Raw genomic sequence first — 23,033 nt, forward strand, 5'->3', positions numbered from 1 at the left:
TTTTTATAGTGGGTCTAGGGTTAGCAGGGCGCGAATTTGCCCTTGCGCCATAGGAGAAGACCTATGTATGACCCCTTGATGTGGCGTTTCACTCCAAGCTTCACCCTTGAGTAGTGATACGTCATACACGGACGATTGCGCAATCATACTTTGCTCAATATCCAGCTTGGCTATCGTGTCGCGATTACCTAGCTCTCTTGGCAACCATTGTGTGCCTTCACCCAGATAAGTGCATACTAGCCTTACCGGAATGTTGTCATAATGGAATTTGGGGCACATGGGTTTGTCCATGACTACAAATCTCAACCCAACACTGTCGCAGTCGAACAAACAGGTCAACATATCCGACAACAAATAAATATCGTCGATAAGCGCCTGCTGCCCATCTCCTTCAGGGAGGCTCGAACTTAAGGTTTCTTTGAGTTTGTCTAACTCAGAAACAAATCTCAGACCAATTTTTAGCCGCTGTTTTTGACTCAGTATGTACTGCTCAATACTTCGCTGAGCATCGCGTTGCCATGTGGCAACGCTGACATGCTCTTGTGTAATACTGCCGAGTATTGTCGGCGATTGGCTTGCGATAAATGATGCGTCTGTGGGATGAATCAGCATCATTACCCTCTCCTTTGTTGTTAGAAGTTTGCTCGCACGCCCATGGCAAAGTTTCTGCCAGGTCGAGGTGCATCATCTTTAAGGAAAGACGTATGCACTCGCGCTTCTTCGTCGGTTAAGTTTTCACCATGGATGTAAAAAGTCATATCAATGTCTTCTACGGTCATGAGGTAAGACAACGAGAAGTCAACAAGCGTGTAGCCGTCGGTTTGAGTCTCGAATTCACCGATGCGATCTTGGTCTTGATAGCGCGTAACGGCAAGTTCCATTGAGAGTTGCTCGTCAACGTAGTTGAAGCGAGAGCCAAAGCGCAATGGAGGCGTTCTTGGTAAATCACCACCGCCATTTGCTAGGCGTGCTCTCACGTAATCTGAGTGAAGCGTAACCTTTAACTCGTCCGTTGCTTGCCAGAACGCTTGAGCTTCGAATCCGTGAAGAATGGCATCACCAGTACGGAACAAGAATACAGGCAATTCGCCTTCTTCCTCGTGGCCATGCTCTTCTTCACCCTCATGTTCGTCTTCGTGGCCTGCTTCATCGTGTTCGTCTTCCTCACCATGGTCATGACCGTCTTCGGCAAACAAACCAGTATTTGTTTGGAAGTAATAATCATCCACACGGTTATAGAACGCGTTAAGTACGATACCTAAATCGCCTTCGTATTTACGGAAGGTCAAATCGATATTATTCGCCGTTTCCATTTCAATGGAACCGCCTGCCAATTCGAATTCTGGGTGGTCTTCGTCACCCGCTAATTCAAACAGAGCACCAACCTCATAAGTCCGAGTACCAATGTGTGGACCAAACGAAAATAGCTCAGCGGCTGAAGGCGCGCGCTCAGAGCGAGAAACTGATACCGCGACGTTGTAACCTGGCGCAAAGTCCCATACTGCACCTGCGCTCACGCTGACAGGAGTGAAACTCTCGTTTGAAGCAAACACCATTGCCTCTTCATCTTCATGGCCATGTTCGTCTTCATCATGATGCTCTTCGCCTTCATCGTGATGTTCATCTTCATCATGAGAGTGCAAATCAACGTGCGGTAACAGGACTTCGTTAGCATCGATAGTGACGCGCTCTACACGTGCACCCAACTGAACCAATACATCACCAAAATGCTTCTCTTCCATCACGGCTAGCGCGAACATTTCTGTTTCTGATGGCGGCGTAAATGCCTCTTCACCCTGTGCTGAGAAATCACTGTTTTTGTAGTGCACGCTCAGGCCACCGCGCCAACCATTTACCTCGTGATGAAGAATATCTACGCGGCCTTCAAGTGTGTCATTTTCAAAAGTGGTACCCACAGCGCCGCCTTCGATTTCACTGTGTGCGTAGTCGGTATAGGCGAAACGGCTGTTGATGGCACTGACGAAGCCCTCTGCAAAATTCAGTTCACTGATCAGTTGGAAACGATCTTGCTCTAAATCAGCGAAAACCGACTCTTCTTCTTCATGGCCATGGTCGTCATCTTCACCTTCATGCTCATCTTCGTGTTCGTCTTCATGCCCATGACTGTGGCCGGGAATGCCGTATTCACGATCGAGTCTGCCGTATGAGAAACCGACAAAGCCGTTATCGAGTAAATAGCTAGTACCTAGCGTAAAGCCACTAGATTCCTCACCGCTGTTTTCGACAAATCGGTCTGGTGAATCACTACCGAGCTCCGCCGGTCCAGGAATGTCATAGTTTTCCGCGTCGCGCCAGAAACCATCGATGTGGAAAGCGATATTGTCACTGCCAGTATTGACATTAACCGCTGTAAGCTTTTGTTCGTTAACGGTATCGTATTGAGCTAATACTTCACCGCGAAAATCCGTGCTGCGGGGAATGCGGTCGTCGACTACGTTGACCACACCACCAATCGCACCACTACCGTAAAACAAAGTCGCGGGGCCACGTAAAATTTCAATCTGCTGGGCAGTAGATACTTCGCTCGCTACAGAGTGGTCAGGGCCTACACGAGAGGCGTCAGAAACGTCCAACCCGTTCTGTGTAATTTGTACACGAGGGCCAGTTAAGCCACGGATGATAGGCGTACTTGCTACCCCAGCATGAAAGTTAGTATGAATACCGACTTCGTTCTCTAGCGTATCGCCTAACGTGGCTTTTTGCTCGCGACGCAATTTGTCGCCAGCGAGCACGCTGACCGGTGACGCTGACTCTATGATAGACGCGTGAAGCGGTGTTGCTGTGACATCGATAATTTCGATAGGTGAACGAGTCAACGTTATTGTGCCAGCATTGGCTTGGGCGATTTCAAAATTTTTGTGAACATAGCCAGATTTGGTCACGTGCAACTCGACATCACCTTCGTGATCGATATTGAGTACAAAGTAACCTTGGTCATCCGTTTTCACGGTGGTACCGTGACCAATCACAGCGACATTGGCGTTAGCAATAGACTCGCCTTTTTGGTTAACGATTTGACCCTTAATTGTTTGCGCGACAGCGGTGCCTGTTAATAGCAAAGACACAAGGCCTGCGACTGCGGATTTTCTAAAATGCTTGGTTTTCATGATATGTTATATTGTAATGTGAGGTGTCGTAAAAAATGGCCACATTCAGCGACCACATAAATCTTTCTCTTTTCTGGTTATGTTATATTGTATCAATAAGATTAAAAAATTAGCAATTAATTTGAGAGTAAGTCTCATTTAACGTTTATCTGTGCATAAAAAAAGGGGGCTAGGCCCCCAATTACCGTGCGATTAGAAGGTATATGAAGCGCCTATAGAGAAGGTTCTTCCAGGTTGAGTAAATTGGTTGAAATCCGTATCAGGCGTTTGCCCAGCGATACTTTGATAAGGGATGTACTCTTTGTCGAGTAGATTATCTACTCTGGCGGTAACGACCCAATTGTTGAGCTCGAATTGACCAAACAGATCGACAACACCGTAACCTGAGCTTTCTGCTAAGTTGTTTCCGTCGCTATCGGTTGGCACATCAGACATGCTTCTTGCTAAGCGCCAAGCCGCGGTAAGTGTAAACTGTTCAAAATCATACGTCGCCAAGACACTACCTTGAAGTGGGTTTAAGCTCTCTAAAGCCTGGCCATTTTCATCGTTTTCACCATCGATGTAAGTCGCTTGCGTAACGATGCTAAGTTTATCGGTAGGATATAGTGTGACGCCCAATTCGATACCATCTATCGTGACGGATTCTAGATTTTGATATTGGAAAATCGAGGTGCTCACCCCAGGGATAAAGGTGGGTTCTGTTCCAATTAACGTCGATTCAATAAAGTTGTCGAATTCCGCTTTGAACACGGCAATGTTGGCGCTAATCATATCGCTGTTGTAACGCAATCCGATTTCATAGCTCTGGCTTTCTTCAGAGTCTAGATCTGGGTTAGGCAAAATTCGATAGAACGGCTCAACACCATGACTCTGATAGGCTTGGTCATGAGGTGGAATTTTGAATCCTTGCACGTATTGTACATAGGATTGCCAGTTGTCATTAAACTGATAGCGAAGCGCAACTTTAGGCGAAAAGGCAGTTTCGCTAATGTCTTCCATTAATGCAGAATCGTATAGCTCGTCTTCTTTGGCTTCTAAACTGTAGTAATCCAATCGGCCGCCTAACACAATGGATAAATTGGAAGACGCAAAATCGATAGTATCTTGCAAGAAGATTCCCGCCATCGTCGTATCCGCCCCAGGGAAGGTAGGTTGGGGTTGATTGGTAAAGGTTATCGTTCCGTCGGCAGCGGTGCGCGTTTTAAAGCGTGGACGCGTTGTATCAAATACGTCGTAATCGAGTCCATAAACCAAGGCGTGAGATGTATCACCTGAGACGATGGATTTATTGAACAAGGCTCTCACACCGAATATATCTTGATTAAAATCATAGTCATTTTCATCGATGTTACCTCGGCTCGGTACGATGGCTTCGCCATCTTGTTCGTAGCGACTGAAATAAACTTGGGCTTGCCAGCGATCGAACAGAGCGGTGTCGACTTCTGCGAAATAATCTGCAGAAACTGCCCAATTGGTATCTTGGTTGTGAACCTCATTCGTTTGTGCTGCGATAACTTGGTCGGTATCTTGGCTAAACCAATCCAAAGTAAACTTAACGCCACTGGTTTGAGACAGGGCGCGTTGAGCTTTTAAGGTAAGCGCCGTTGAGTCGGCATCGAAACCTGGCAGAGATTCATCGAAGTTTTGTACTTCGCCGCCTTGACGTTGAATCGCTGTAATACTTGTTTGCCATTGTCCTAAGTCCTTAGCTGCCGCCAAGTTAACATTTGTTTGCTCGCTGTTACCGACGTAGCCAGCCCCCAGTCTGAGGTAGCTATCTTCGCCGTTCAAGTAGTCTAGGGGATCTTTTGTCGAGACAACGACAATACCACCCAAACCGTCCGAGCCATAAAGAGAAGATGCAGCGCCTTTTGCTACTTCAACTTGCTTAATATCTTGAACATCAAAATTATTACGACCAACAATTAAGCCTGTGCCTCCGGCGTAACTGTCATTTACGCGACGACCATCTTTGATATATACAAGACGGTTACCACCAATCCCTCTGACATTGACTGCTTGAGGTGATGCGCCGTTTCCTGTTGTAGTAATACTTGGATCGTAACGGAACATTTCATCGAGGTTCGTGACCATCAGGCGTTCAATTTGCGCATCCGTGATGACACTTACGCTGCCAATCACATCTTCTAGCTTTTGTTCTACGCGCGAACCGGTTACCACCATGATTTCGCCGTCGAATGCGTCTGCAGCTTCCTCGGCATTGGCAAATGCTGAGGTGATGCTGAGTGCCAGCAAGCTGTACTTCGCTGATGAAAGTAGTCTGTCGTTAAGTGTCTTTGATAGGTGTTTATCGGTTCTACGAGGAAACATGGTGTAACTTCTCTTTATATGCAAATAGTTCTCATTTGCATACAGGCTACAGAAATAATTTTTAAAGATCAATAGAAATGCAAATCATTATCATTTAGTATTGTCGAATCTTAACCGCCACGAGAAATAATCATGATTCGAAAAAGCCTCACTATTCTCTCTGCGTTATTTGTAGTGCAGACCACAGTGCATGCGGATGATAATGCAGCCCGTAACATTATTACTGCAGGTGGAACGCTTACTGAAATTGTGTTCGCACTGGGTGCCGGAGACAGAGTGGTTGCGGTTGATCAGTCTTCTACGTTTCCGCAAAAGGCCACGCAATTGCCGTCAGTTGGGTACTATCGCGATCTGGCGGCGGAAGGTGTTCTATCTGTGGGCGCCAATACACTGTTAGCGTTGGAAGGTTCTGGCCGAGAAGCTGTACTCGAGCAGTTAAAACGCACTGGAGTCAAAGTGGTGCTGTACGACAAACCTAGCAGTGTAGATGAACTTGTTGAGTTGGTAGAAACGCTTGGCCGAGACCTCGGTCGCGGTGCACAAGCGGCGCAGCTAGCACTCGACATCAAGGCTTCGTTACCGGAAAAAGCAACGTCGACCAAGGGCAAAGGGCTTTTTCTGCTTTCTCTGGGAGAGCGTGGACTGGTTGCGGCTGGAGAAGATACGGTGCCGAGCTTGATCTTCGAGTACGCAGGCATTGGTAATCCGGTTAAGCATAAGGGATACAAAGCGGTCAATCTCGAAACGCTGACAGTAGAACAGCCTGACTTCATTATTGTGCCTAGTCACGTTGCTAGAGGTTTAGGTGGCAAGGAAGGCATATGTCGCCAACCTAGCTTAGCGTTACTCAAAGCTGCGAAAAGCTGCAACGTTCTCGTTATAGATGGCTTGATGGCCATGGGTATGACCCCGCGCCTTGCTCAAGCAATTTCACAAGTTTCTGCATTTAGTCAGCAAAAATCATGACAACCTCTGTTCAGTTTTTTCATGCGCAACGCAAGATGGTGTTTTCCTATCAGATTGCGCTCGTCGCACTATTGATAGCCGCAGCGGTGATTACGTTGGGATATGGTCCTGCCGGTTGGGACTGGCGATTGGCCTTTGCCTGGCTTAGCCCCCAATCATTTGATGAATTCAGTCAGTTACAGTTGAACGTTGTAACTCAGATTCGATTACCTCGGTTCTGTCTCGCCGTCCTGATTGGTATGGCTCTGGCGAATACTGGGGCCGCGACACAAGCATTGTGCCGAAATCCGTTAGCCGACCCTTCCATTATCGGGGTGAGTTCCGGAGCGGCGGTAATGGCAGTATCGGCGATAGCGTTCGCGCCTGCTCTTGGTTTTTCAGCTGATGCTTGGCTTCCCTATTTCGCATTTGTTGGTGCATTGGTAGTCACGCTTATCGTCTATAAACTGTCGATGCAAGGCAATCAAATCAACGTAACCACTCTCATATTGATAGGCGTGGCAATTAACGCATTGTGTTTCGCGTTGATTGGGTTGGTGAGCTTTTATGCCGACGACAGTGCGCTTAGGCTTATCAATTACTGGACGATGGGCTCTTTAGCTGGCGCTGGTTGGTCATCTTTATTAAAAGGGTTGCCGTTGTTACTGGTCGCATTAGTTGGGCTATATCTACTACGCGAGAAAATCAATCTGCTGTTGCTAGGCGAATCTGAAGCCCGCTATCTGGGAATCGATATTGGGCGGCTCAAAGGTCAAATTGTATTACTGACGGCCCTTGGTGTTGGGGCGGCTGTGTCACTGACGGGTCTAGTGGGATTCGTTGGACTGGTTGTCCCTCATATTACGCGTCTATTGGTTGGTGCGAATATGAGTAACATGTTGCTCGTATGCGGTTTGATCGGAGCGCTTATGATGCTTGTTGCAGACTGGTTTGCGCGAAATCTTGTTACGCCCGCAGAGTTGCCGATCGGTATCGTTACTGCGATGATCGGAGCGCCGATTTTTGTGTATTTACTCTACCGCCAACAACGGGAGCACCGTCATGCTTGAGTTGATTGAAATGGGAATAAAACGCGGTAGTCGGCAAATTTTGCAAGGTTTAAATGTGGCGATAGACAAAGGCGAAGTTGTCGCCCTAGTCGGAGAAAATGGCGCCGGAAAATCCACCTTACTTCATACGCTTGCCGGCAGTTTACCCTACTCAGGGAGAGTGCTATTTCACGACCAGCCACTGAGCGAATGGGATACCGATGCTTTAGCTACTGAGAGAGCCGTATTGCTGCAACATCAAAGTGTTGCTTTTAGCTTCAGCATACCTGAAATCATCGGTATGGGGCGAAGTGCTATCGCAGAATCCCGACAACACCGAGAGGCACGTGTTGGTGATTTCATTTCGCTTTTAGCACTGGAGGCGATGATTGAGCGTCCTATAACCCAACTATCAGGAGGTGAGCGACAGCGCGTGTTTATGGCGAAGTGCCTAGCTCAATTAGACGCTTTCGCACAAAACAGTGAGCAAAAGCTGATGCTGCTGGACGAGCCTACTTCGGCGCTTGATATCCGTCACCAACATCAATTACTGACTTTAGTCAGGCAATTCGCAGATCAGGGTAATACGGCGATCGTGGCAATCCACGACCTCAATTTAGCGTCGTCCTATGCGGATAAAATATTGCTGCTTCATCAGGGAACGGCCATCGCATTTGGTACACCGGAGCAAGTTTTGACCAAGGTAAAACTGGAAACGGCGTACGACACACCTATGCACATCGGCTACCACCCAGACCTCAATAAACTAATGATATTTTCAGAACCTAAGGAAATACACAGATGAGAAACCAAGCTGTCTCAGACGCTAAGCGACTAGTAAGAACGCTAAATTCAGGCGTATTGTCGACCATCTCGAAAAATTTACAGGGCTACCCATTTGGGTCTGTCACGCCATTTATGTCTGATAGTGAGGGTGCGCTATATATTTACATCAGCGATATTGCCCAACACGCTAAAAACATTCGAGAGGATGCTAGGGTTAGCGTAACGATTTACCACCAAGCTGAGCGTGGTGACCAAAACGAAGAAGGTCGGGTAACGTTCGTAGGCGACGCTACTATTGTCGAAGGGAACCAGCATGAAGAGCAACTACAACGCTATGTGACTTTGTTTCCTGAAGCGAAAAAATACACCGAGGCTCACGACTTTCATCTCTGGAAAATTGAAGTCAAACGGGTGCGCTACATTGGAGGCTTTGGCAAAATTTTCTGGCTAGAAAAAGATGAGTGGATTGCCGGTGGCTCACCTTGGGACCTTCAGTCAGAAATGGGCATGGTCAACCACATGAACGAAGATCATCAAGATGCGATGGAGGCAATACTAGCGCATCATACAGGGCTCGTTGATGCTGACGTAGTGATGAGTGGTGTTTTGACTGATGGTTGTTATCTTCAGACTCACCAGAAGAATGTATTTATTCCTTTTCCTTTCGTTTGTGAATCGTCTACCGATGTGAGAAAAGCATTAGTGGCGTTAACAAAAGACGCCAGAGTGGCTATAGCAAGCTGAGATCTTTGGGTTGATGTGGATTGACTCGGAGCAGCGCTAGCTTCGAGTCAAAAGCAAATACGCCACCCCTCGCACTCATTTTAGCTTGGGCCATTGCTTGATTACAGCGTTTTAGAAATGCTTCTGTCGACAACGGGAAATCGTATTGGCACAAGCCAATAGTGAGTGAAACTTTAAGCGCTTCTTCTCTGATTCTCACGGGGATGCGTTGCGCACTTGAGGAAATCGAGAGAGCGATCTGCTCCGCTTGTGCCAGTTCAGCTCCAGGCATGATAAGAATAAATTCATCACCGTTAATACGACCCGCGACGTCACCTTCCCTTAAAAATGTCTTGATGACTGAACCTAATTCTTGAATGACTCTATCGCCGACCATACTTTCAAACAGGTCATTGGTACGCCTTAAATCGTCTACGTTTATGATGGCGACAGAAAGTGGGTAATCATTTTTCTTAACATTATTGATCTCGTCGCCAAGTGCGGTCAGTGCACCGATGCGGCTTAATAAACCCGATAAGCCGTCTTCGTTTTCCAGTTTTTCAAGGCGCTTTCTATGGCGTTTAGCATTCATTGCCGTGAAAACAAAGAGGCCACTCATCAAGAACGCCCCACATGCAACAAACAACAGTATTGTATTCTCTCTCGAGCGCACGGAAAGTTGAGCGTCTTGCAGGTTAATCTTTTGTTCTAGCAAGTCAAACTCGCGTGCTTTTTCGTCTAATTCATATTTAGACCGTAGCACGTGCAATTGCTGCGTGCTGTTTTCACTATGATGTTTTTCTTTGGGCTTTACCGTGGCATTGAGAACACTAAACGCCTTGTCGTACTCCCCTGCTGCCGCTAAATACTGTGCAAAATTTTCATCTAGCTGAAATTTTACATTGGGTGGAATACCGGCATAAAGTGTTTGGTAAGCTTGGGCAAAGTATTCCCCCGCTTTCTCGATTTCATCCGCTTTCAGCGCGGTCATCGCCATATTCATGTAGGTTTGGTTAACTGTCGCGGGATTGTCGCTCTTGGTGAAAATCGCTAACGCCTCTTTAAGTAACCCATCCGCCTCAGATAAGTCACCTTGCTGCATCGCGATGCTCGCTAACTGATTTTTCGCATAAGCGACGCCTTGCTCATCGTGCGCAAGCTCTGCGTAATGTAAGGATTCGCGAGTCGCTTCAGTCGCATCAATCAATTGTTTCAGCATTAAATAGGATCCGCCCAAATCATAAAGAGCGATACTCAGTTCAAGTGAATTGTTTTGCTCTCGCTGAGCCTCAACGGCTTCGAGCAAAAAGGGCAGTGCGAGTTCATGCTCAGAGCGATAGGCATAGACCATCCCGATAAATCTAGCAATTTGTCCTTTGCTGATCAGTGCACCAGCATTGGGTGCTAGCTCATAAGCATCTTGAAAATGGGTTAGCGCAGCGATGGAGTCGCCCAAATTGTTATGCAGTTTTCCACTGGTGTAGTGAGTATACTTTACCAACTGTATGTGGTTTTCATTTTCTGCCCATAACAACGCTGGGGTGATGTAGGGCAAACCCTCACTCGGCTTACCGGCAAAAGAAAGCGCTTCAGCTTCAAATAGCTTCAATTGGTGGTACAGCCAAGGTTGAGTATCTACGGATACGTTTTTTAAACCTTTTCGCACTTGTTCGTACGACTTAACTGGGTAGCTAAGTTCAAAGTATGCGCGGCTTAATATGGCGTAATATTGTGCTTTTGTTGTGTCTGATTCTGCTTTTAACGGTGGCGACGACAACAGTTGTGTTAACACGTTTTGCGGTGTGTTGAGTGTTTGGAGAAGTAGGTTCTTGTGTCGTGGTTGCCAATCTCGCAGTGCTGCCTCCGCCGCAAAGGCACTATGTGTACCAGCGGTCAAAGTAAAAAACAGAAAGGCAAACAATCTATACATCGCTATCAGATCCAGGTGATAGTTAAGGCTTTGGCAACGCCGAACGTGGTATTAAAGACCTTACGACGTCTACATTTATTCCATTACATAACGTTAGTTGAAATTGATTAATTAAACAACCTGTAAAGCTGTCAGTCCAGTTCGAAGAACACATACTGTGAAGTGGTGTGGTTTTAGGGGGTGACTACGCAGTTTGCCCATTGATTCGATAACGTTTCCACAACCAATAAACGCCAACGCCGATTAAAAACTGAAAGGTCAATATCAACCAAGCATTGATGTTTGTTTGAGTGATGACAAAGCCGATAATTACGACAGATAAATAAGGTGTCAAAGTATCGATAAGACGATTGGTACGTTTTTCTACATCCACTGACTTAGCGTAGTGTTTTAACTTGATTAGGGACAAGATACTCAGCAAGTAAACCGTCATCCTTGAAAGAACACTCACTACGGCTAGCCAGACGAAGCCACCTGTCAGTGAAAGTAAGCAGGCTAAACCTCCCAAGAACCAAGCAGAGCAATGTGGTGTGGCATGCCTTGAATGAAGTTTCCCAAACCACGATGGAATTTCATCGTTAATTGCCATGGAGTAGGTCAATCGAGATGTACTGATCATATTCGCCATTATATTCGCCGCAATGGAAAACACTGCTGCAAACGCCATGATTATTGCTCCCACTTCACCTGCAACTATGTTAGCGAAAGCAACGAGTGGCGCTGCGTTTCCAACATCATGCTGTACTACGCCGATATAAATGCACTGTATCAAGGTGTACAAGAGTGCAATTGCAATAACGGTATAGGTCAATGCCTTGGGTATCGTATTTTTGGCATCTTTAGTTTCATCACCCGTTACTACAACAGTCTCGAAGCCAATAAAAGCGTACAAGGCCAGTAGAACTGCTGTGGTTAACCCTGCAGTTTGCGATGGCATAACAAAAGTGACTTCAATATCCGCCTGAAAAGCGCCAACGACTAATATACCTACTATTGGCACGAGTTTAAGCGCGGTAAACCCGTCTAAAAATCGCATAGCCGTTGAAATGCTTCGCACATTAATAAAAGTTAGGGTCAAGCATATCGCTACGGCAATTACGCTTTCATTCACATTGATTCCCCATGCCTCTATGTTGAGATACAAGAGCAATACATGGGCATTGGCTGCAATGGCTGTCGCCCGTGCGAGGTAAAACAACCAGCCTGTTTGAAAACTGACAAACTTACCAAATGCGGCATGAGTGTAGAGGACGGGGCCCCCTGTTCCTTCTATGCGTTTGGCCAACTGAGAAAAGCATTGGACAATACAAAGCATCAGTATTCCGAGGATCGGAAAAATCAGCGGGCTAGCATTACCGAGTATGTTAAAGAGTTTCTGTGGCAAGGCGAAAATCCCTGCCCCAATGAGCCCATTCAGAACAAGTAATGACGCACCGATAATCCCAATTTTCTGCTTAAGATGTTGCATGATAAGTATGTAAAATAATTGTTAACTATAGCTTCTCACACAGCTCTCAATAGTACTAGTACTATTTTTCAAAAATAATAGTGTGTACTTACTATCAATAAAAAAACCTTAAATAATGGTTAGTAAATGCTTGCTTTTTAGTTGTTGAAATTTTATACGGTTTGTGTTGTCATACTAAACAGATCACACATTGTTACCCAATAGCGTATGTGTGTGCTGATGCTGAAGAAGGTCAGCCAGTAGAATTTCACTTTGAATGGGGTCTCTTTGCACTAGCGTTGAATACAGCTTTTGGTAAAGTGGCATGGCGTCTTCTGTATAACGCTTGGTCAAATAAGTGGGCTTGTCTTCAGTTAAAGATGCCGAGGTTTCGAAGTATTCGGCTATGTTTTTGGCAGCGGTGTTTCGACAAGTTGTGACAAGCAACGTCCAGAAACGGCGCTCTAATGCACCAAACGAAATGAGTTCGTTCCTCACGAAGGCAATATTCATTTGTTTGGTGAGAGCTTCAAATTGAATTAGCTCTTCGTTGTTCGCTTTTTGAACTGCAAGCTTAGCTAAGCTTGGTAACAAACAAGCTTTGGCTTCTGAACTTTCGAGCGGACCAGTTTTAGGGTTGTTTCGTGAAATAGCGACTAGCTCGTTGTGTTCACTAACATAAACACCAGAACCTGGTTTGATGGTAATTTTGCCCAGCACTTCTAGTGCAATTAGTGCCTCTCGTATGGTCTGGCGACTTACCTCAAAAACGTTTGCTAGCTCTCTTTCCGCTGGCAATTGATCGCCGGGGTTCAAGCGGTCTGATTCGATCAGTTGTTCAAGAGAACGCGCGATCTGAATATAAAGGCGACGGTTTTCAGAGACGTTTTTTTCAGTTTTTTTGGTATGCATAGTATTGATTTTGGTCTGTCCAAAATTTATAAACTTAATTGCATAATGGGCCAATTCACTAAATCGGACAAGTCAAAACTCTTCATTACACGGATATTTGTCGCTTTTTACAATCCTGTTGCTTTCCATAGTATGAATATTGAACACGTCTAGTTGACGTAGATACCTAACTTTTTTCCGGAATGTATTAGACTTAAGTACAACGATGACTTTTATACTGAGTGGAGAAAGTGTGGTGACGGTTGAAGCAATTCAGACTTGGGAAGGGTGTTTAAAAGAGGTTAAAACCACTTTTATAGAAAACCATATTGATCTCAATCGCGAGCAAAACTTTACTTTTTTCTTAACCTTTGGAGATAGGGAATCAGCACATTTGTGCTGTGATAGGTTGATGGCCTTGTCTTATCAAACTAGCCTCGAAGGGCCCGGACCAATATTTGGTGATTACTTGTGTTTCACGCGCGTTACATTCGCGCCCAGTGAAAAAGCTTTCTCCACGTTTTTGCAGCAATGGCTAAGTATTTGCGACGTATCGAATGGCGAATATGAAGGGTGGGAAGTTAATTCGGATGCCACTGCTATCGCTGAATCTGACTATTTGAATATTGCCCAAGAAATGCTGGAAACCGTGAGGTCTTCTATTCAACCACATCATGACTATACACAGATAGATGCCGCAAACTTCAAACACCTAGACCTTGATTTTTACCAAAAAAATCAAGCTGATTTAGAAGGTTTTGGATTTATATATATGTGCGATATTGAAGACCAAACCATACCATCGATTACGAGTGAAAAGACCTTCATTCGTGTGATGACCCATCCTCAATCATTCGCTGTTGCGGCCTTTTATTTCTTACCCAGTGAAAATACAGGCGCGCTGGAATTCGAGTCTTTATTAACCGACGGTCATGTTGTTTCTCATATCAATTTGAATGAAAGAAACGAACTGGCGAAATGGCCGAATATTTCTCAAACGTTTTTGCCTGATTCCCCGACTTCGGCCGATCTTTACGCAAGTCATGTAGCATCACTAGACGAATTATCTAACAGCACCGTGCCTGTGGATAACTACCAAGCACTGATTGATATGCAAAACACAATGAATGCTCATAAACATGAATATTTAGAAAGCATCGGTTGGATTACTCGCAGTTTTCTCGAAAAACAAACGTTTGGTGATGAAAAAATGGTGGAGGGAGTGCTGAAAGCGGTTAACAAAATACTTTCAGAAGAGGCACTAGTTCCCTAATGGTCTCAGTGAGTCAAAAAGTAAAATTGTAACCGTTTACTTTTTTGCCACAAAACGCCAATTTCGTACTACACTATGGCCCATATACATGCCAAGACTTCCTGTTGTTACGAAAATGTCTAAGCTCTCCTTATCTAAATTTCTTTTTGTGCTTTTGTTCTGCTCTGGCTCATGCCTGTCGTTTGTCCGAACGGCAGTAGCTGATATCGCGACAGAGGTGGCTGAGCTTGAAGTGGCACTAGCTAGCCAATCTGGTGAAGATAAAATCATTACCCTCCGTAAACTAATAAAGCTTACGAAAAAGTTCGACACCGGATTGGCCATCAATTATGCCGAATTGTTGGATGGTATTGATACCGACTCCAATCCGCGTCGTTATCTCGGCAATATTCAGGAACTAGCCACTTTATACATGGTGGTATCGGATAATGAAAAATCCAATAAGACGATAGATAGACTCATCTCTGAATCTGAGCGATTGCGAGTACCCGAAATGGTGGTTGAAGCGCTGTTAGTGCAGGTGTCAGTAGCTGTAAATAGTTCTAGTATGGAGAAGGCACAAGCGCTCTTGTCCGTATCGAGGCAAAAAATGTCTGACATTAATAATCCTCATATTATGGCCCGATTGAATTACCAAGATGCGATCGTGCATTTTTACATGGGAGATAACGAGAATGCGTTGGCTCTGGCAAAAGCTGCTATTCCGGCTTTTGAGCAAGCCAATGACTTATCAATGCGAGCTGGTACAGAAAATCTCGTGGGTATATTTTACGGCTCGATGGCACGTTACCAAGAATCTCTACATTACCTTTTAAAAGCGTTGGATAGCTTTGTTTTATTAGAAAATCAGCAGAAGCAGCTGAGTGTTTACAACAACCTCGCTGTAACGTATGACCGCCTAGAACAACCGCAAAAAGCCCTAGAAATCTATCAAAAAACGATCCAACTTTGCCAGGCTATTGGCGATGTGCAAAGTGAGTCTTTAGCGTTATTAAATATGGCGAGCGTTCATTATGATTTGGGGCAGCGGGAAGATGCAATTGCTGCATTAGTTAGAGGTGACAATCTAGCCAAAGAAATCGATGACACAAGCTTACGAGCTCGCGCTTATAATCTCAGATCGGAATTGGCATTTGATGAGGAAAACTTTATCGAGTCTGAAGCTCTGGCGAAAAATGCCATTGATTTAGCCAATACGATGCAAAGCCCGTTGACGCAGTTTGCTTCTTACCACCGTCTGACTAATGCGTTAGTGGCACAACTTAAACTCGAAGAGGCATTAGAGTCAGCGAAGACAATGCTGGCACTAGCCCACGGCAATAAAAGTAGAGGTGAAGAATCGACGGCTCTACTGAAATTAGCCGACGTCTACAAAGAATTGGGCCAATCAGCACTGGCGTTAGACGTTTATCGAAAAGGAATGGAGCTGCGATTGGAGCTACTCAACGAGCAATCGGCAGAGAGCCTCACTCGTATGCAAGCGAGGTTTGAAAGCCAGGAGAAAGACGCCGAAATTGCCCGAATGACGCTTCAAAATGCGCTGGAGCAAAAACAACACAATGCTGAAATAGCGCTCCAAAAACATCAAACTTACCTCATTGGAGGAGGCCTTACCGCCGTATTTGCTATCGCTTTACTGATTTATATGCGCGTGTCACAACAGCACATGAATACGCGTCTGAAAGCAGAAATTAAAGAAAAAACCTATCACTTAGAAAAGAAACATGAAGCGCTTGCCATCGCCAATCAAAAACTCGAAGAACAAAGCTATAACGACCCACTGACCGGACTGGCAAACCGACGTTTCGGCATGACCTTTGTTCCGCAACAATCCGACGAACTGTTATCTTCAGTGCAAGCGGAGGATTCGGGAGATCGACACCTACTGCTGGTTGTCGACATCGATCACTTTAAATCAATTAATGACACCTATGGTCATACTGCCGGTGATTTAGTGATTCAACACGTTGCGAAACTTCTGCGTCAGTGTTTCGACGAGTCTGACTATATCATTCGTTGGGGAGGCGAGGAATTTCTCATAATGATGCGCTATTCGACTTTCGACAAAGCGGCGGAAAAGGCAGAAACGTTGCGAGAGGCCGTTGTCAGTCACAGTTGTAAAATTAGCGACAAACACGAGGTACACTGTAGTTGTTCCATCGGTATTGCCCAGTACCCGTTTTTTAGTGACCGACCTGAACACTTGGCTTGGACTCAAGTATTGGAAATAGCAGATAAATGTTTGTATGACGCCAAACAAACTGGTAGAAATCGATGGGTAGGTATTGATTCTACCAATTTAAAGTTTGATGAAGCCCTATCGAAAACACTTCTACAAAGTACCCTTAGCGAGATACAAAAACAGGACAAAAAACTCGTTGTAAAACGTTGGGATATCTAACTAAAATCGATGGTGATACAGCAGCGATACGTTAGTGAGAGTGCTGTCATTAGTTTGCTGAGTGTTAACATCAAACACGATTGCACCATTCTTACTGGTTGTTGTTCGTGATGTCAGACGATAGCTTGCGATTGGTGAATGTGCGAGTTTATTGACTGCCCACCCGATACTAGCGTTGATTTTAGTATTGTAAACGGCGTAGAGGTGAGCCCCAAGCCTAGGCTCTAGATACACTTCCGAGCGTTTAAAGTTTGCTACAGCGCCTACCGCCATTTCTACAAACACGCCAATGTCACTGGTTGGCTCATGACTGAGGCCGAAACTTCCTTCTACATTGGCAACAAGCGTGGAGTTTAAATTGCTATCAAAAAAGCGAGTCAGTCCGACATGCAAACCGCTTGAAAAGCCTCCTGTTACAGTGCTGAAAGGCACCCTCGATTTCATACGGTAGAGCGATAGGTTGTCGAGGTGAATTTTACTTCGATTCAAGTCGATTCGTATTTGAGTATCTGCCAACAATAGTTGGTTTTCACCAAAAATATGGCCTTGATTATCCGTAATGTCTGACGCTACAGGAAAGTATCGAAATAGGATGGCGTCACTACCTTCAATTTGCCCCATACCTATTGCAATCAAACTTTCGTCTTGGGCATCGAGTGGGCTTTTATACTCACTAACGTCCAACTGATAACCAGCAAACTTGTCGTCAAACTGTGCAAGAGCGGCTTGGTTGGCGTTATGTTGCTGCTGAGATAGCTTGCTTTGGCTGTACCATAGATTGTTAATGCTTTTTAAGAGTTCAAATTCGGTGAAGCCAGTAGCATTATTAAACAGTGCGATAGAATCAACTTGTCCATTTTGTAACACTTGGGCAAGTGAAGTAACTCGAGCTGTAGGTAATTGCTCCATCAACGCATTGGTTTTCCAACGCTCAGAAGGCACTACGCGAGTATGACTGACCAAGTTAGCGTGGTTTGAAAATTTCACGATATCAATAGGTGTTAACCAAGATGCCATATCCTTAAGTGACTCTGGTCTCGCGATCGACAGCAAAAGTTGCGTGACGGTTGCGCAATTGTATTCGTGAAAAAAATACGACGGTGTATGCTGACCTAACTCCCAGATGGCATCTCGAATAAGTGCTCTTTCCTTGTCTGACAGCGTTAACGTATATTCCCAAATGTTACGTTGTTCTCTGTTTCGATAGTGGGCCTGCACGGGGGCATAGGGTGCAACCTGGAAAATACCTTCTTTACCCGTAACCAAGCTGTCATAAAGGATCTTGGCCGCATTGAGTGAATCTAATTCGGTGAAATAGGTAATGCCGTGCTGGACAAAAGTCCCGTTGTTATTGGTACCGTCTAACCTCAGCATAATATGGCCCATCATTGAGCTCGCTGAATTAACATTTTCTGAGGCGTAAACTAATACATATTCGTCATTTGGAACAAAGCTGAGGAACTCTTCATAATCGGTACACGGTACCGATGATAATGAGCCAGGTTTGAGGCTTAGTTGATCCTCGATAAAACGTTTGCGAGCTGGATAGGCGCAAGCTTGTTCTGGGTCAGTTTGGCTTAATCGAATGGTATTGACGAGCTCGGTCTCTGGATCGAACGGCGTTGACAAGTATACACTGGTTGGATTAATCGGTTGAGCATTCTTGAGATGCAGCAGGGTGTGCCATAAAGCAGTTTGGGCAATGCCCTTCTCGATGGCTTGTTTCTCTAGCGAGCGAGTATCTATAAGCTCAGCATAAACGGTAGTACTGAGTGTAAGGAGCATTAAAAAGGAAGCCAAAAGACTTCCTTTTAATAAATAATTAAGCAAGGTTCTTAGTTACAAGAAACAGTTGCTGAATCCTGATAGCGCCACATTTTTTCTGAACCATAATCAGTTGACGAACCAAATACGCCGCCGCTGATTACGTTGATGAAAAACGCTGATTCTACTTCTTTGTTCAAGCTAACGTCTTGGCAGTTTGCTGCATCAGCTACCAAAACTTTGTCTTTGTTTTCTTTTTTAACAGTGACAACGCCCGGAACAGTTTGGCTGCGGCCATCAACGGTAACTGTCGTTGTTTCACCGTTTGAAGTCGTCACGTTCATTTTGTGAGTTTCTTCGGTAAGGATGGTCGCACAACCAGAAGATAGAAGTGCTGTAGCCATCACAATGCCTGTGATTTTTGCTTTCATGATGTTTCCCTTTTATTGTGTGAGCCGTTCATCGGCAAATGTCAATATAGGGAATTCCAACATAAAATCAACAGCTTTATGTTGATATTGGCTATGCACTTATGCAATGGCAGATGCTTTTCGCTACTTTTTACGCTGCACTTCAAACTCTACGGTTAATTTTGCCGAGTAAACAATTTCATCGAATGACTGCGCCGCGGGTGCCTTAGATTGGTAGCTTTCCCGAAAGGAGTCTGATCGAACACGGTTACCGGTCACTACAATTCTTTCAATATCTTCGGCCCCTGCACTACCGTTCTGTTTGGCCCAGTTCTCGTAAACATTCACTGCAATCAAATCGACGCCTAACGCCTGTTCATAAAACGTTTTTTGTTTGAGAATCTTTTCCATCGCTTGTTGCTTGACCGCAAGAGAGAGTTCATCTTCTTTTGAGTGTTTGAACATGGTCGACCCTATATCGACCTCTTGGTACTGGTCGGCTAGCTTTGATATCGCCTCCAAGGATTTACCATCTTCAATCGTAATAGCCATACGGTTAACCACGCTATAGCTTTTGGGTTTATCGCCAAACCACCCGTATTGAGGCGACGACGAAAACTCCGAGCTTTTTATCTTTGTCTTATCTAAGCCTTGAGCAACAAGGCTCGTGGTTAAGCGTTCCCTTAGTTTTGAATTTTTTGCAATCGCATTTGAGAGTAGCTTTTCTTCTGTTTTGACCACAACACTCACGATAGCAATGTCGGAGTATGCTGTTTTTTCCGCAGAGGCACTGACTGACATTGTCTTTTCTTGTGGGTGTAAAAACTGCCGCAATTCTTCTGGCGCGCCTTTTAATTCTGGCGTTGCCATAATGTTTGATGAAAAAAGCAGTGACGAAACAATAAGTAAATAACGTTGCATGGCAGTTTCCTTTAGTTTTGCGCTTGGTATGTCGCGGGTGTCATACCTGTCCATTGTTTAAAGCTTCTCGAAAAGTTTGCGGGTTCGCTAAAGCCAAGTAAATAGGTGACCTCACCAATACTTCTATTGGTATTGCGCAAATACTCGCAGGCCAACCCTTTTCTAATATCGGTGAGTAATGCCGAAAAAGATGTGCCTTTATCGGCTAACTTTCTTTGTAGCGTTCTGCCGCTCATATTGAGCGATTGCGCCGCTTCATCTTGAGTGGGCGTGCCAGAGACAAGCGCTTCGATAATATTAACGCGCAATTGCCCAATAATGTCGCGTTTGTCATGTTTGCTAAGGTAGTCGGCAACCACCTGGTCGTTGACGCGAGCGAGCATGGGGTTTGCTGAGGCTAAAGCAGAGTCTAAACTCTCTGCATCAAAAAATAACCGATTGGTTTCGGCATCAAAGGTGATGGGGCAGCCAAAAAATTCGTCAAACACATCGCAACTAGTGGGTTTGAGCCGCTGAAGTTCTACCTTTACCGGATTGAACTGCATATCTTTAGTAAACCGACAGTATTGCAAAAACAAGCCCATGGCGGCGTCGAGTGAGGCGGGGGCGGCAATACCCTTGGGAACGGGCAGTAAAAAGCTCACACAGTATTGCTTCTGACTTTTTGTTAGGGTGACTTCGCCTGCAGTTGAAATAAGGCGGTAGTATTTTACCAAGCGTTCGAAAGCATCTTTGAGCGTGTTACTGGCCATCCAAGCAAAGCCGAGCCCATGAAGCGCAGCGGGATGCATTGTCTTGGCGAAGGCGAGGCCGAACGCTTCATCCCCCGTCGTTAAAACGCTTTGCCGCCACACTTGCTGTAACTTTTTTGCCTCGAGTCGGGCATCGGGATTTGACAGTGACGTTGTGGTTAAACCGGCTTGCTCAAAAACAGGCTGGGGGTCGCATCCATACTGTTTCAGCGTGTTAAAAAGCTGGTTGGCAATACTGCTGTGAGTCGTGATTTTGTCTGTCACCGATTACCTTGTCCGTATTTGATAAACGATTGGCGTTTATTGATTAACCGTATTTGACTGTCTTGTTTAAAGTACAACTCATCAACAAAACACGCAAATTTATCAAACAAGAGGTGACTTATATGAAGTTTTCTATTTATTCCATTTTGGCCGCAGCCTGTCTGGCATTTCAAGTGCAAGCCGGCGAAGAACAAAACGCAGTGTGGAAAGGGGTATACAGCAGTGACTTTGATAGTGTTCAAGTATTAAACGAAACCACAGGCACCTTATCAGGTAACGTCTACGTAGCGCCGCTCGACCTATCGCAAATTGAGGTTATTGAACGTCACAGTGCTAAGCCCCTAGGGAGCAAAGCATGGACGTTAACCGATGAAGAGAAAAAAGGCTTACAAACGATGTACACAAAAGCATATCGCGCACAGTTTGATTCTGTTGATACCCTTCAATTGGTTGATGATGAAGCTAGCGCCGATATTGTTGTCAAAACGGTTGTAGAGCGTATATATCCGCTTGCTCCAAAGGATGAAATGGGTAGCCGCGATCCTTGGACATACTATTTCTCAAATGGGTCGGGGTCGATGACAGTGCGTTTCTACATTAGCACGAAAGACGGAACTCACTATGATATTAGCGATCGAGATGATGCTGGCAGTCTATGGCAACGCAATAACCGGCATACTAACATAATGAATATCAACCGATTATTTACACGTTGGGCATCGGACATTAAACATCTGTTGTCTTAAATGGTGCTGGCTGCCTTTTGACAGGCAGCCTTGTCATAAATGCGCTATGTTAATTCAATAAGATCTCAAAGTAGACAAACGCGGTAGGGACGAAAAAACCGTAAAACAAAGGCGACTATGGCCTAGGCTTTTCTCTCAATGAACGTTACAGTGAGGTAGCGTTTCAACAAAGGCAAGATCATGATACATAAGCGAAAAACGATATTCCTATCTGTTGTACTCAGTCTGGGTTCTAGTGGGGTGGCATTTGGGCAAAACGATTCTTTACCCAGCTTTGAACGTTGTTTGCTGACCGAGTTTCAACAATCTGAAGGCAATCGCACCGTAGAAGACATCCGGGCTGTTTGCCAGCAACGAGAGGAGGAGGCGCTATTGGTTGAAACGCCTTCGAGTGTGTTGATATCTGACACCCAAGTCGCCCCCGAAAATATGGGGTTAGTATCATCGAGAATTGTCAGGGAGCGATTGACCGAGTTTGATCCCTTTGTGATTACGCCTCATCAAAGGAATTATCTGTTACCCGTGTTAACGACTAATCAGGTGAACCCTGATGCTTACGCTTCGATTGAAGAGTTTGCTGAAAATTTTGAACAAATTGAGTCAAAGTTTCAGATTTCACTCAAAGCGCCATTGAATTATGAGAGTTTGTTGATAGAAGGGGATGCCCTGTATTTTGCGTTCACTGTCGAGGCATGGTGGCAGGTCTATTCCGACAATATTTCCAAACCTTTCAGGGAGACCAACTATCGCCCTGAAATTTTCTATTTAGCGCCATTGCCGTTTCACCCATTTGAGGGGAATACGGGTTTCATGTTTGGTATCGAACACCAGTCTAACGGCCGAAGTCAGTTGCTTTCTCGGAGTTGGAATCGAGTGTATTTGAATTTCCTGTATGAGAAAGACAACTATGCACTGTTTATCAAGCCTTGGTGGCGTTTACCAGAGGATGAAGACGAGTTCCCCGGCGATCCTGACGGAGATGATAATCCAGATATCGCAGATTTCATGGGGCATTTTGAGTTTGGAGGCGTCTATGAGTGGGGAGACTATGAATTTTCTATGATGGGGCGTCGTAATTTCAGTACATCTAATGGTGCGGTAGAGCTAGGGTTATCCTTCCCATTGTGGGGCAAGCTAAGAGGGTACCTTTTTGCCTTCGATGGCTATGGCGAGAGTTTGATTGATTATAACCATTCCCAAACGCGTTTCGGTTTAGGGATTGCTTTGAATGATATTTTATAGCGCGATGCGCATTGACATGAATTGAGGGTT

At 45.1% G+C, this 23,033-nt stretch carries 18 protein-coding genes; 8 read left to right on the forward strand and 10 right to left on the reverse strand.

What is annotated here, in order from left to right; genetic code table 11:
* Window positions 1-3 precede the first annotated feature (3 nt).
* The 3 genes from AC27G9_RS13905 to AC27G9_RS13915 form a co-directional block, all read right to left on the reverse strand.
* Window positions 4-615, reverse strand: coding sequence for a DUF1826 domain-containing protein (locus tag AC27G9_RS13905; protein WP_487075032.1), 612 nt, complete (start codon window positions 613-615; stop codon window positions 4-6).
* Between the two features lie 17 nt (window positions 616-632).
* Window positions 633-3,128, reverse strand: coding sequence for a TonB-dependent receptor (locus AC27G9_RS13910; protein ID WP_487075033.1), 2,496 nt, complete (start codon window positions 3,126-3,128; stop codon window positions 633-635).
* Window positions 3,129-3,320: 192 nt separating this feature from the next.
* Complete coding sequence (locus AC27G9_RS13915) at window positions 3,321-5,459, reverse strand: TonB-dependent hemoglobin/transferrin/lactoferrin family receptor (protein ID WP_487075034.1); 2,139 nt, start codon at window positions 5,457-5,459, stop codon at window positions 3,321-3,323.
* Window positions 5,460-5,591: 132 nt separating this feature from the next.
* Between AC27G9_RS13915 and AC27G9_RS13920 the strand changes: the two genes are divergently transcribed.
* From AC27G9_RS13920 to AC27G9_RS13935, 4 genes are read left to right on the forward strand one after another with little or no spacing between them, the layout of a single operon-like run.
* Window positions 5,592-6,425 (forward strand): heme/hemin ABC transporter substrate-binding protein, encoded by an 834-nt coding sequence (locus tag AC27G9_RS13920; RefSeq protein WP_487075035.1) that lies wholly within the window; start codon window positions 5,592-5,594, stop codon window positions 6,423-6,425.
* On the forward strand, window positions 6,422-7,474 hold the full coding sequence (locus tag AC27G9_RS13925; protein ID WP_487075036.1) for a FecCD family ABC transporter permease: 1,053 nt from the start codon (window positions 6,422-6,424) through the stop codon (window positions 7,472-7,474). The genes AC27G9_RS13920 and AC27G9_RS13925 overlap by 4 nt, the downstream gene beginning before the upstream one ends.
* Window positions 7,467-8,258 carry a heme ABC transporter ATP-binding protein gene (locus tag AC27G9_RS13930; protein ID WP_487075037.1) on the forward strand — a complete coding sequence of 264 codons (792 nt, stop codon included), beginning with the start codon at window positions 7,467-7,469 and terminating at the stop codon, window positions 8,256-8,258. Before AC27G9_RS13925 ends, AC27G9_RS13930 begins: the two co-directional genes overlap by 8 nt.
* On the forward strand, window positions 8,255-8,983 hold the full coding sequence (locus AC27G9_RS13935; RefSeq protein WP_487075038.1) for a HugZ family pyridoxamine 5'-phosphate oxidase: 729 nt from the start codon (window positions 8,255-8,257) through the stop codon (window positions 8,981-8,983). Before AC27G9_RS13930 ends, AC27G9_RS13935 begins: the two co-directional genes overlap by 4 nt.
* Here the strand turns inward: AC27G9_RS13935 and AC27G9_RS13940 are convergent.
* The 3 genes from AC27G9_RS13940 to AC27G9_RS13950 form a co-directional block, all read right to left on the reverse strand.
* The gene (locus AC27G9_RS13940) at window positions 8,970-10,892 is read right to left on the reverse strand and encodes a tetratricopeptide repeat-containing diguanylate cyclase (protein WP_487075039.1); all 1,923 of its coding nucleotides are present in this window, start codon (window positions 10,890-10,892) and stop codon (window positions 8,970-8,972) included. The two genes, AC27G9_RS13935 and AC27G9_RS13940, sit on opposite strands and share 14 nt — an antisense overlap.
* A gap of 184 nt (window positions 10,893-11,076) precedes the next feature.
* The gene (locus tag AC27G9_RS13945) at window positions 11,077-12,360 is read right to left on the reverse strand and encodes an APC family permease (RefSeq protein WP_487075040.1); all 1,284 of its coding nucleotides are present in this window, start codon (window positions 12,358-12,360) and stop codon (window positions 11,077-11,079) included.
* A 183-nt stretch (window positions 12,361-12,543) separates the two neighbouring features.
* A complete protein-coding gene (locus tag AC27G9_RS13950) occupies window positions 12,544-13,251 on the reverse strand; it encodes a FadR/GntR family transcriptional regulator (RefSeq protein WP_487075041.1) in 708 nt (235 codons plus the stop codon).
* 205 nt (window positions 13,252-13,456) lie between these two features.
* Between AC27G9_RS13950 and AC27G9_RS13955 the strand changes: the two genes are divergently transcribed.
* Both AC27G9_RS13955 and AC27G9_RS13960 read left to right on the forward strand, forming a co-directional pair.
* The gene (locus AC27G9_RS13955; protein WP_487075042.1) at window positions 13,457-14,503 is read left to right on the forward strand and encodes a ribonuclease E inhibitor RraB; all 1,047 of its coding nucleotides are present in this window, start codon (window positions 13,457-13,459) and stop codon (window positions 14,501-14,503) included.
* 88 nt (window positions 14,504-14,591) lie between these two features.
* Window positions 14,592-16,904 (forward strand): diguanylate cyclase, encoded by a 2,313-nt coding sequence (locus AC27G9_RS13960; protein ID WP_487075043.1) that lies wholly within the window; start codon window positions 14,592-14,594, stop codon window positions 16,902-16,904.
* On the opposite strand, the gene AC27G9_RS13965 is transcribed toward AC27G9_RS13960, so the two are convergent.
* The 4 genes from AC27G9_RS13965 to AC27G9_RS13980 form a co-directional block, all read right to left on the reverse strand.
* Window positions 16,905-18,704: a lipoprotein N-acyltransferase Lnb domain-containing protein gene (locus AC27G9_RS13965; protein WP_487075044.1), complete on the reverse strand. Its 1,800-nt coding sequence runs from the start codon at window positions 18,702-18,704 to the stop codon at window positions 16,905-16,907.
* A gap of 35 nt (window positions 18,705-18,739) precedes the next feature.
* Window positions 18,740-19,099, reverse strand: coding sequence for an adenosine deaminase (locus tag AC27G9_RS13970; protein WP_487075045.1), 360 nt, complete (start codon window positions 19,097-19,099; stop codon window positions 18,740-18,742).
* A gap of 123 nt (window positions 19,100-19,222) precedes the next feature.
* A complete protein-coding gene (locus AC27G9_RS13975) occupies window positions 19,223-19,999 on the reverse strand; it encodes an SIMPL domain-containing protein (protein ID WP_487075046.1) in 777 nt (258 codons plus the stop codon).
* Window positions 20,000-20,010: 11 nt separating this feature from the next.
* Window positions 20,011-21,015: an AraC family transcriptional regulator gene (locus AC27G9_RS13980; protein ID WP_487075047.1), complete on the reverse strand. Its 1,005-nt coding sequence runs from the start codon at window positions 21,013-21,015 to the stop codon at window positions 20,011-20,013.
* A 122-nt stretch (window positions 21,016-21,137) separates the two neighbouring features.
* Between AC27G9_RS13980 and AC27G9_RS13985 the strand changes: the two genes are divergently transcribed.
* Window positions 21,138-21,761 carry a hypothetical protein gene (locus tag AC27G9_RS13985; protein ID WP_487075048.1) on the forward strand — a complete coding sequence of 208 codons (624 nt, stop codon included), beginning with the start codon at window positions 21,138-21,140 and terminating at the stop codon, window positions 21,759-21,761.
* A 180-nt stretch (window positions 21,762-21,941) separates the two neighbouring features.
* Complete coding sequence (locus AC27G9_RS13990; RefSeq protein ID WP_487075049.1) at window positions 21,942-23,003, forward strand: phospholipase A; 1,062 nt, start codon at window positions 21,942-21,944, stop codon at window positions 23,001-23,003.
* The last annotated feature ends 30 nt before the right edge of the window (window positions 23,004-23,033 follow it).

This window comes from Alteromonas sp. 5NS40-0096, assembly GCF_057544385.1.

Bases quoted from the DNA above. Each gene is read 5' to 3' on its own strand.
- AC27G9_RS13910 (WP_487075033.1), bottom strand. From the start codon at position 3,128: ATGAAAACCAAGCATTTTAGAAAATCCGCAGTCGCAGGCCTTGTGTCT.
- AC27G9_RS13990 (WP_487075049.1), top strand. From the start codon at position 21,942: ATGATACATAAGCGAAAAACGATATTCCTATCTGTTGTACTCAGTCTG.
- AC27G9_RS13955 (WP_487075042.1), top strand. From the start codon at position 13,457: ATGACTTTTATACTGAGTGGAGAAAGTGTGGTGACGGTTGAAGCAATT.
- AC27G9_RS13940 (WP_487075039.1), bottom strand. From the start codon at position 10,892: ATGTATAGATTGTTTGCCTTTCTGTTTTTTACTTTGACCGCTGGTACA.
- AC27G9_RS13970 (WP_487075045.1), bottom strand. From the start codon at position 19,099: ATGAAAGCAAAAATCACAGGCATTGTGATGGCTACAGCACTTCTATCT.
- AC27G9_RS13945 (WP_487075040.1), bottom strand. From the start codon at position 12,360: ATGCAACATCTTAAGCAGAAAATTGGGATTATCGGTGCGTCATTACTT.
- AC27G9_RS13935 (WP_487075038.1), top strand. From the start codon at position 8,255: ATGAGAAACCAAGCTGTCTCAGACGCTAAGCGACTAGTAAGAACGCTA.
- AC27G9_RS13915 (WP_487075034.1), bottom strand. From the start codon at position 5,459: ATGTTTCCTCGTAGAACCGATAAACACCTATCAAAGACACTTAACGAC.
- AC27G9_RS13950 (WP_487075041.1), bottom strand. From the start codon at position 13,251: ATGCATACCAAAAAAACTGAAAAAAACGTCTCTGAAAACCGTCGCCTT.
- AC27G9_RS13975 (WP_487075046.1), bottom strand. From the start codon at position 19,999: ATGCAACGTTATTTACTTATTGTTTCGTCACTGCTTTTTTCATCAAAC.
- AC27G9_RS13905 (WP_487075032.1), bottom strand. From the start codon at position 615: ATGATGCTGATTCATCCCACAGACGCATCATTTATCGCAAGCCAATCG.
- AC27G9_RS13920 (WP_487075035.1), top strand. From the start codon at position 5,592: ATGATTCGAAAAAGCCTCACTATTCTCTCTGCGTTATTTGTAGTGCAG.
- AC27G9_RS13960 (WP_487075043.1), top strand. From the start codon at position 14,592: ATGCCAAGACTTCCTGTTGTTACGAAAATGTCTAAGCTCTCCTTATCT.
- AC27G9_RS13925 (WP_487075036.1), top strand. From the start codon at position 6,422: ATGACAACCTCTGTTCAGTTTTTTCATGCGCAACGCAAGATGGTGTTT.
- AC27G9_RS13930 (WP_487075037.1), top strand. From the start codon at position 7,467: ATGCTTGAGTTGATTGAAATGGGAATAAAACGCGGTAGTCGGCAAATT.
- AC27G9_RS13985 (WP_487075048.1), top strand. From the start codon at position 21,138: ATGAAGTTTTCTATTTATTCCATTTTGGCCGCAGCCTGTCTGGCATTT.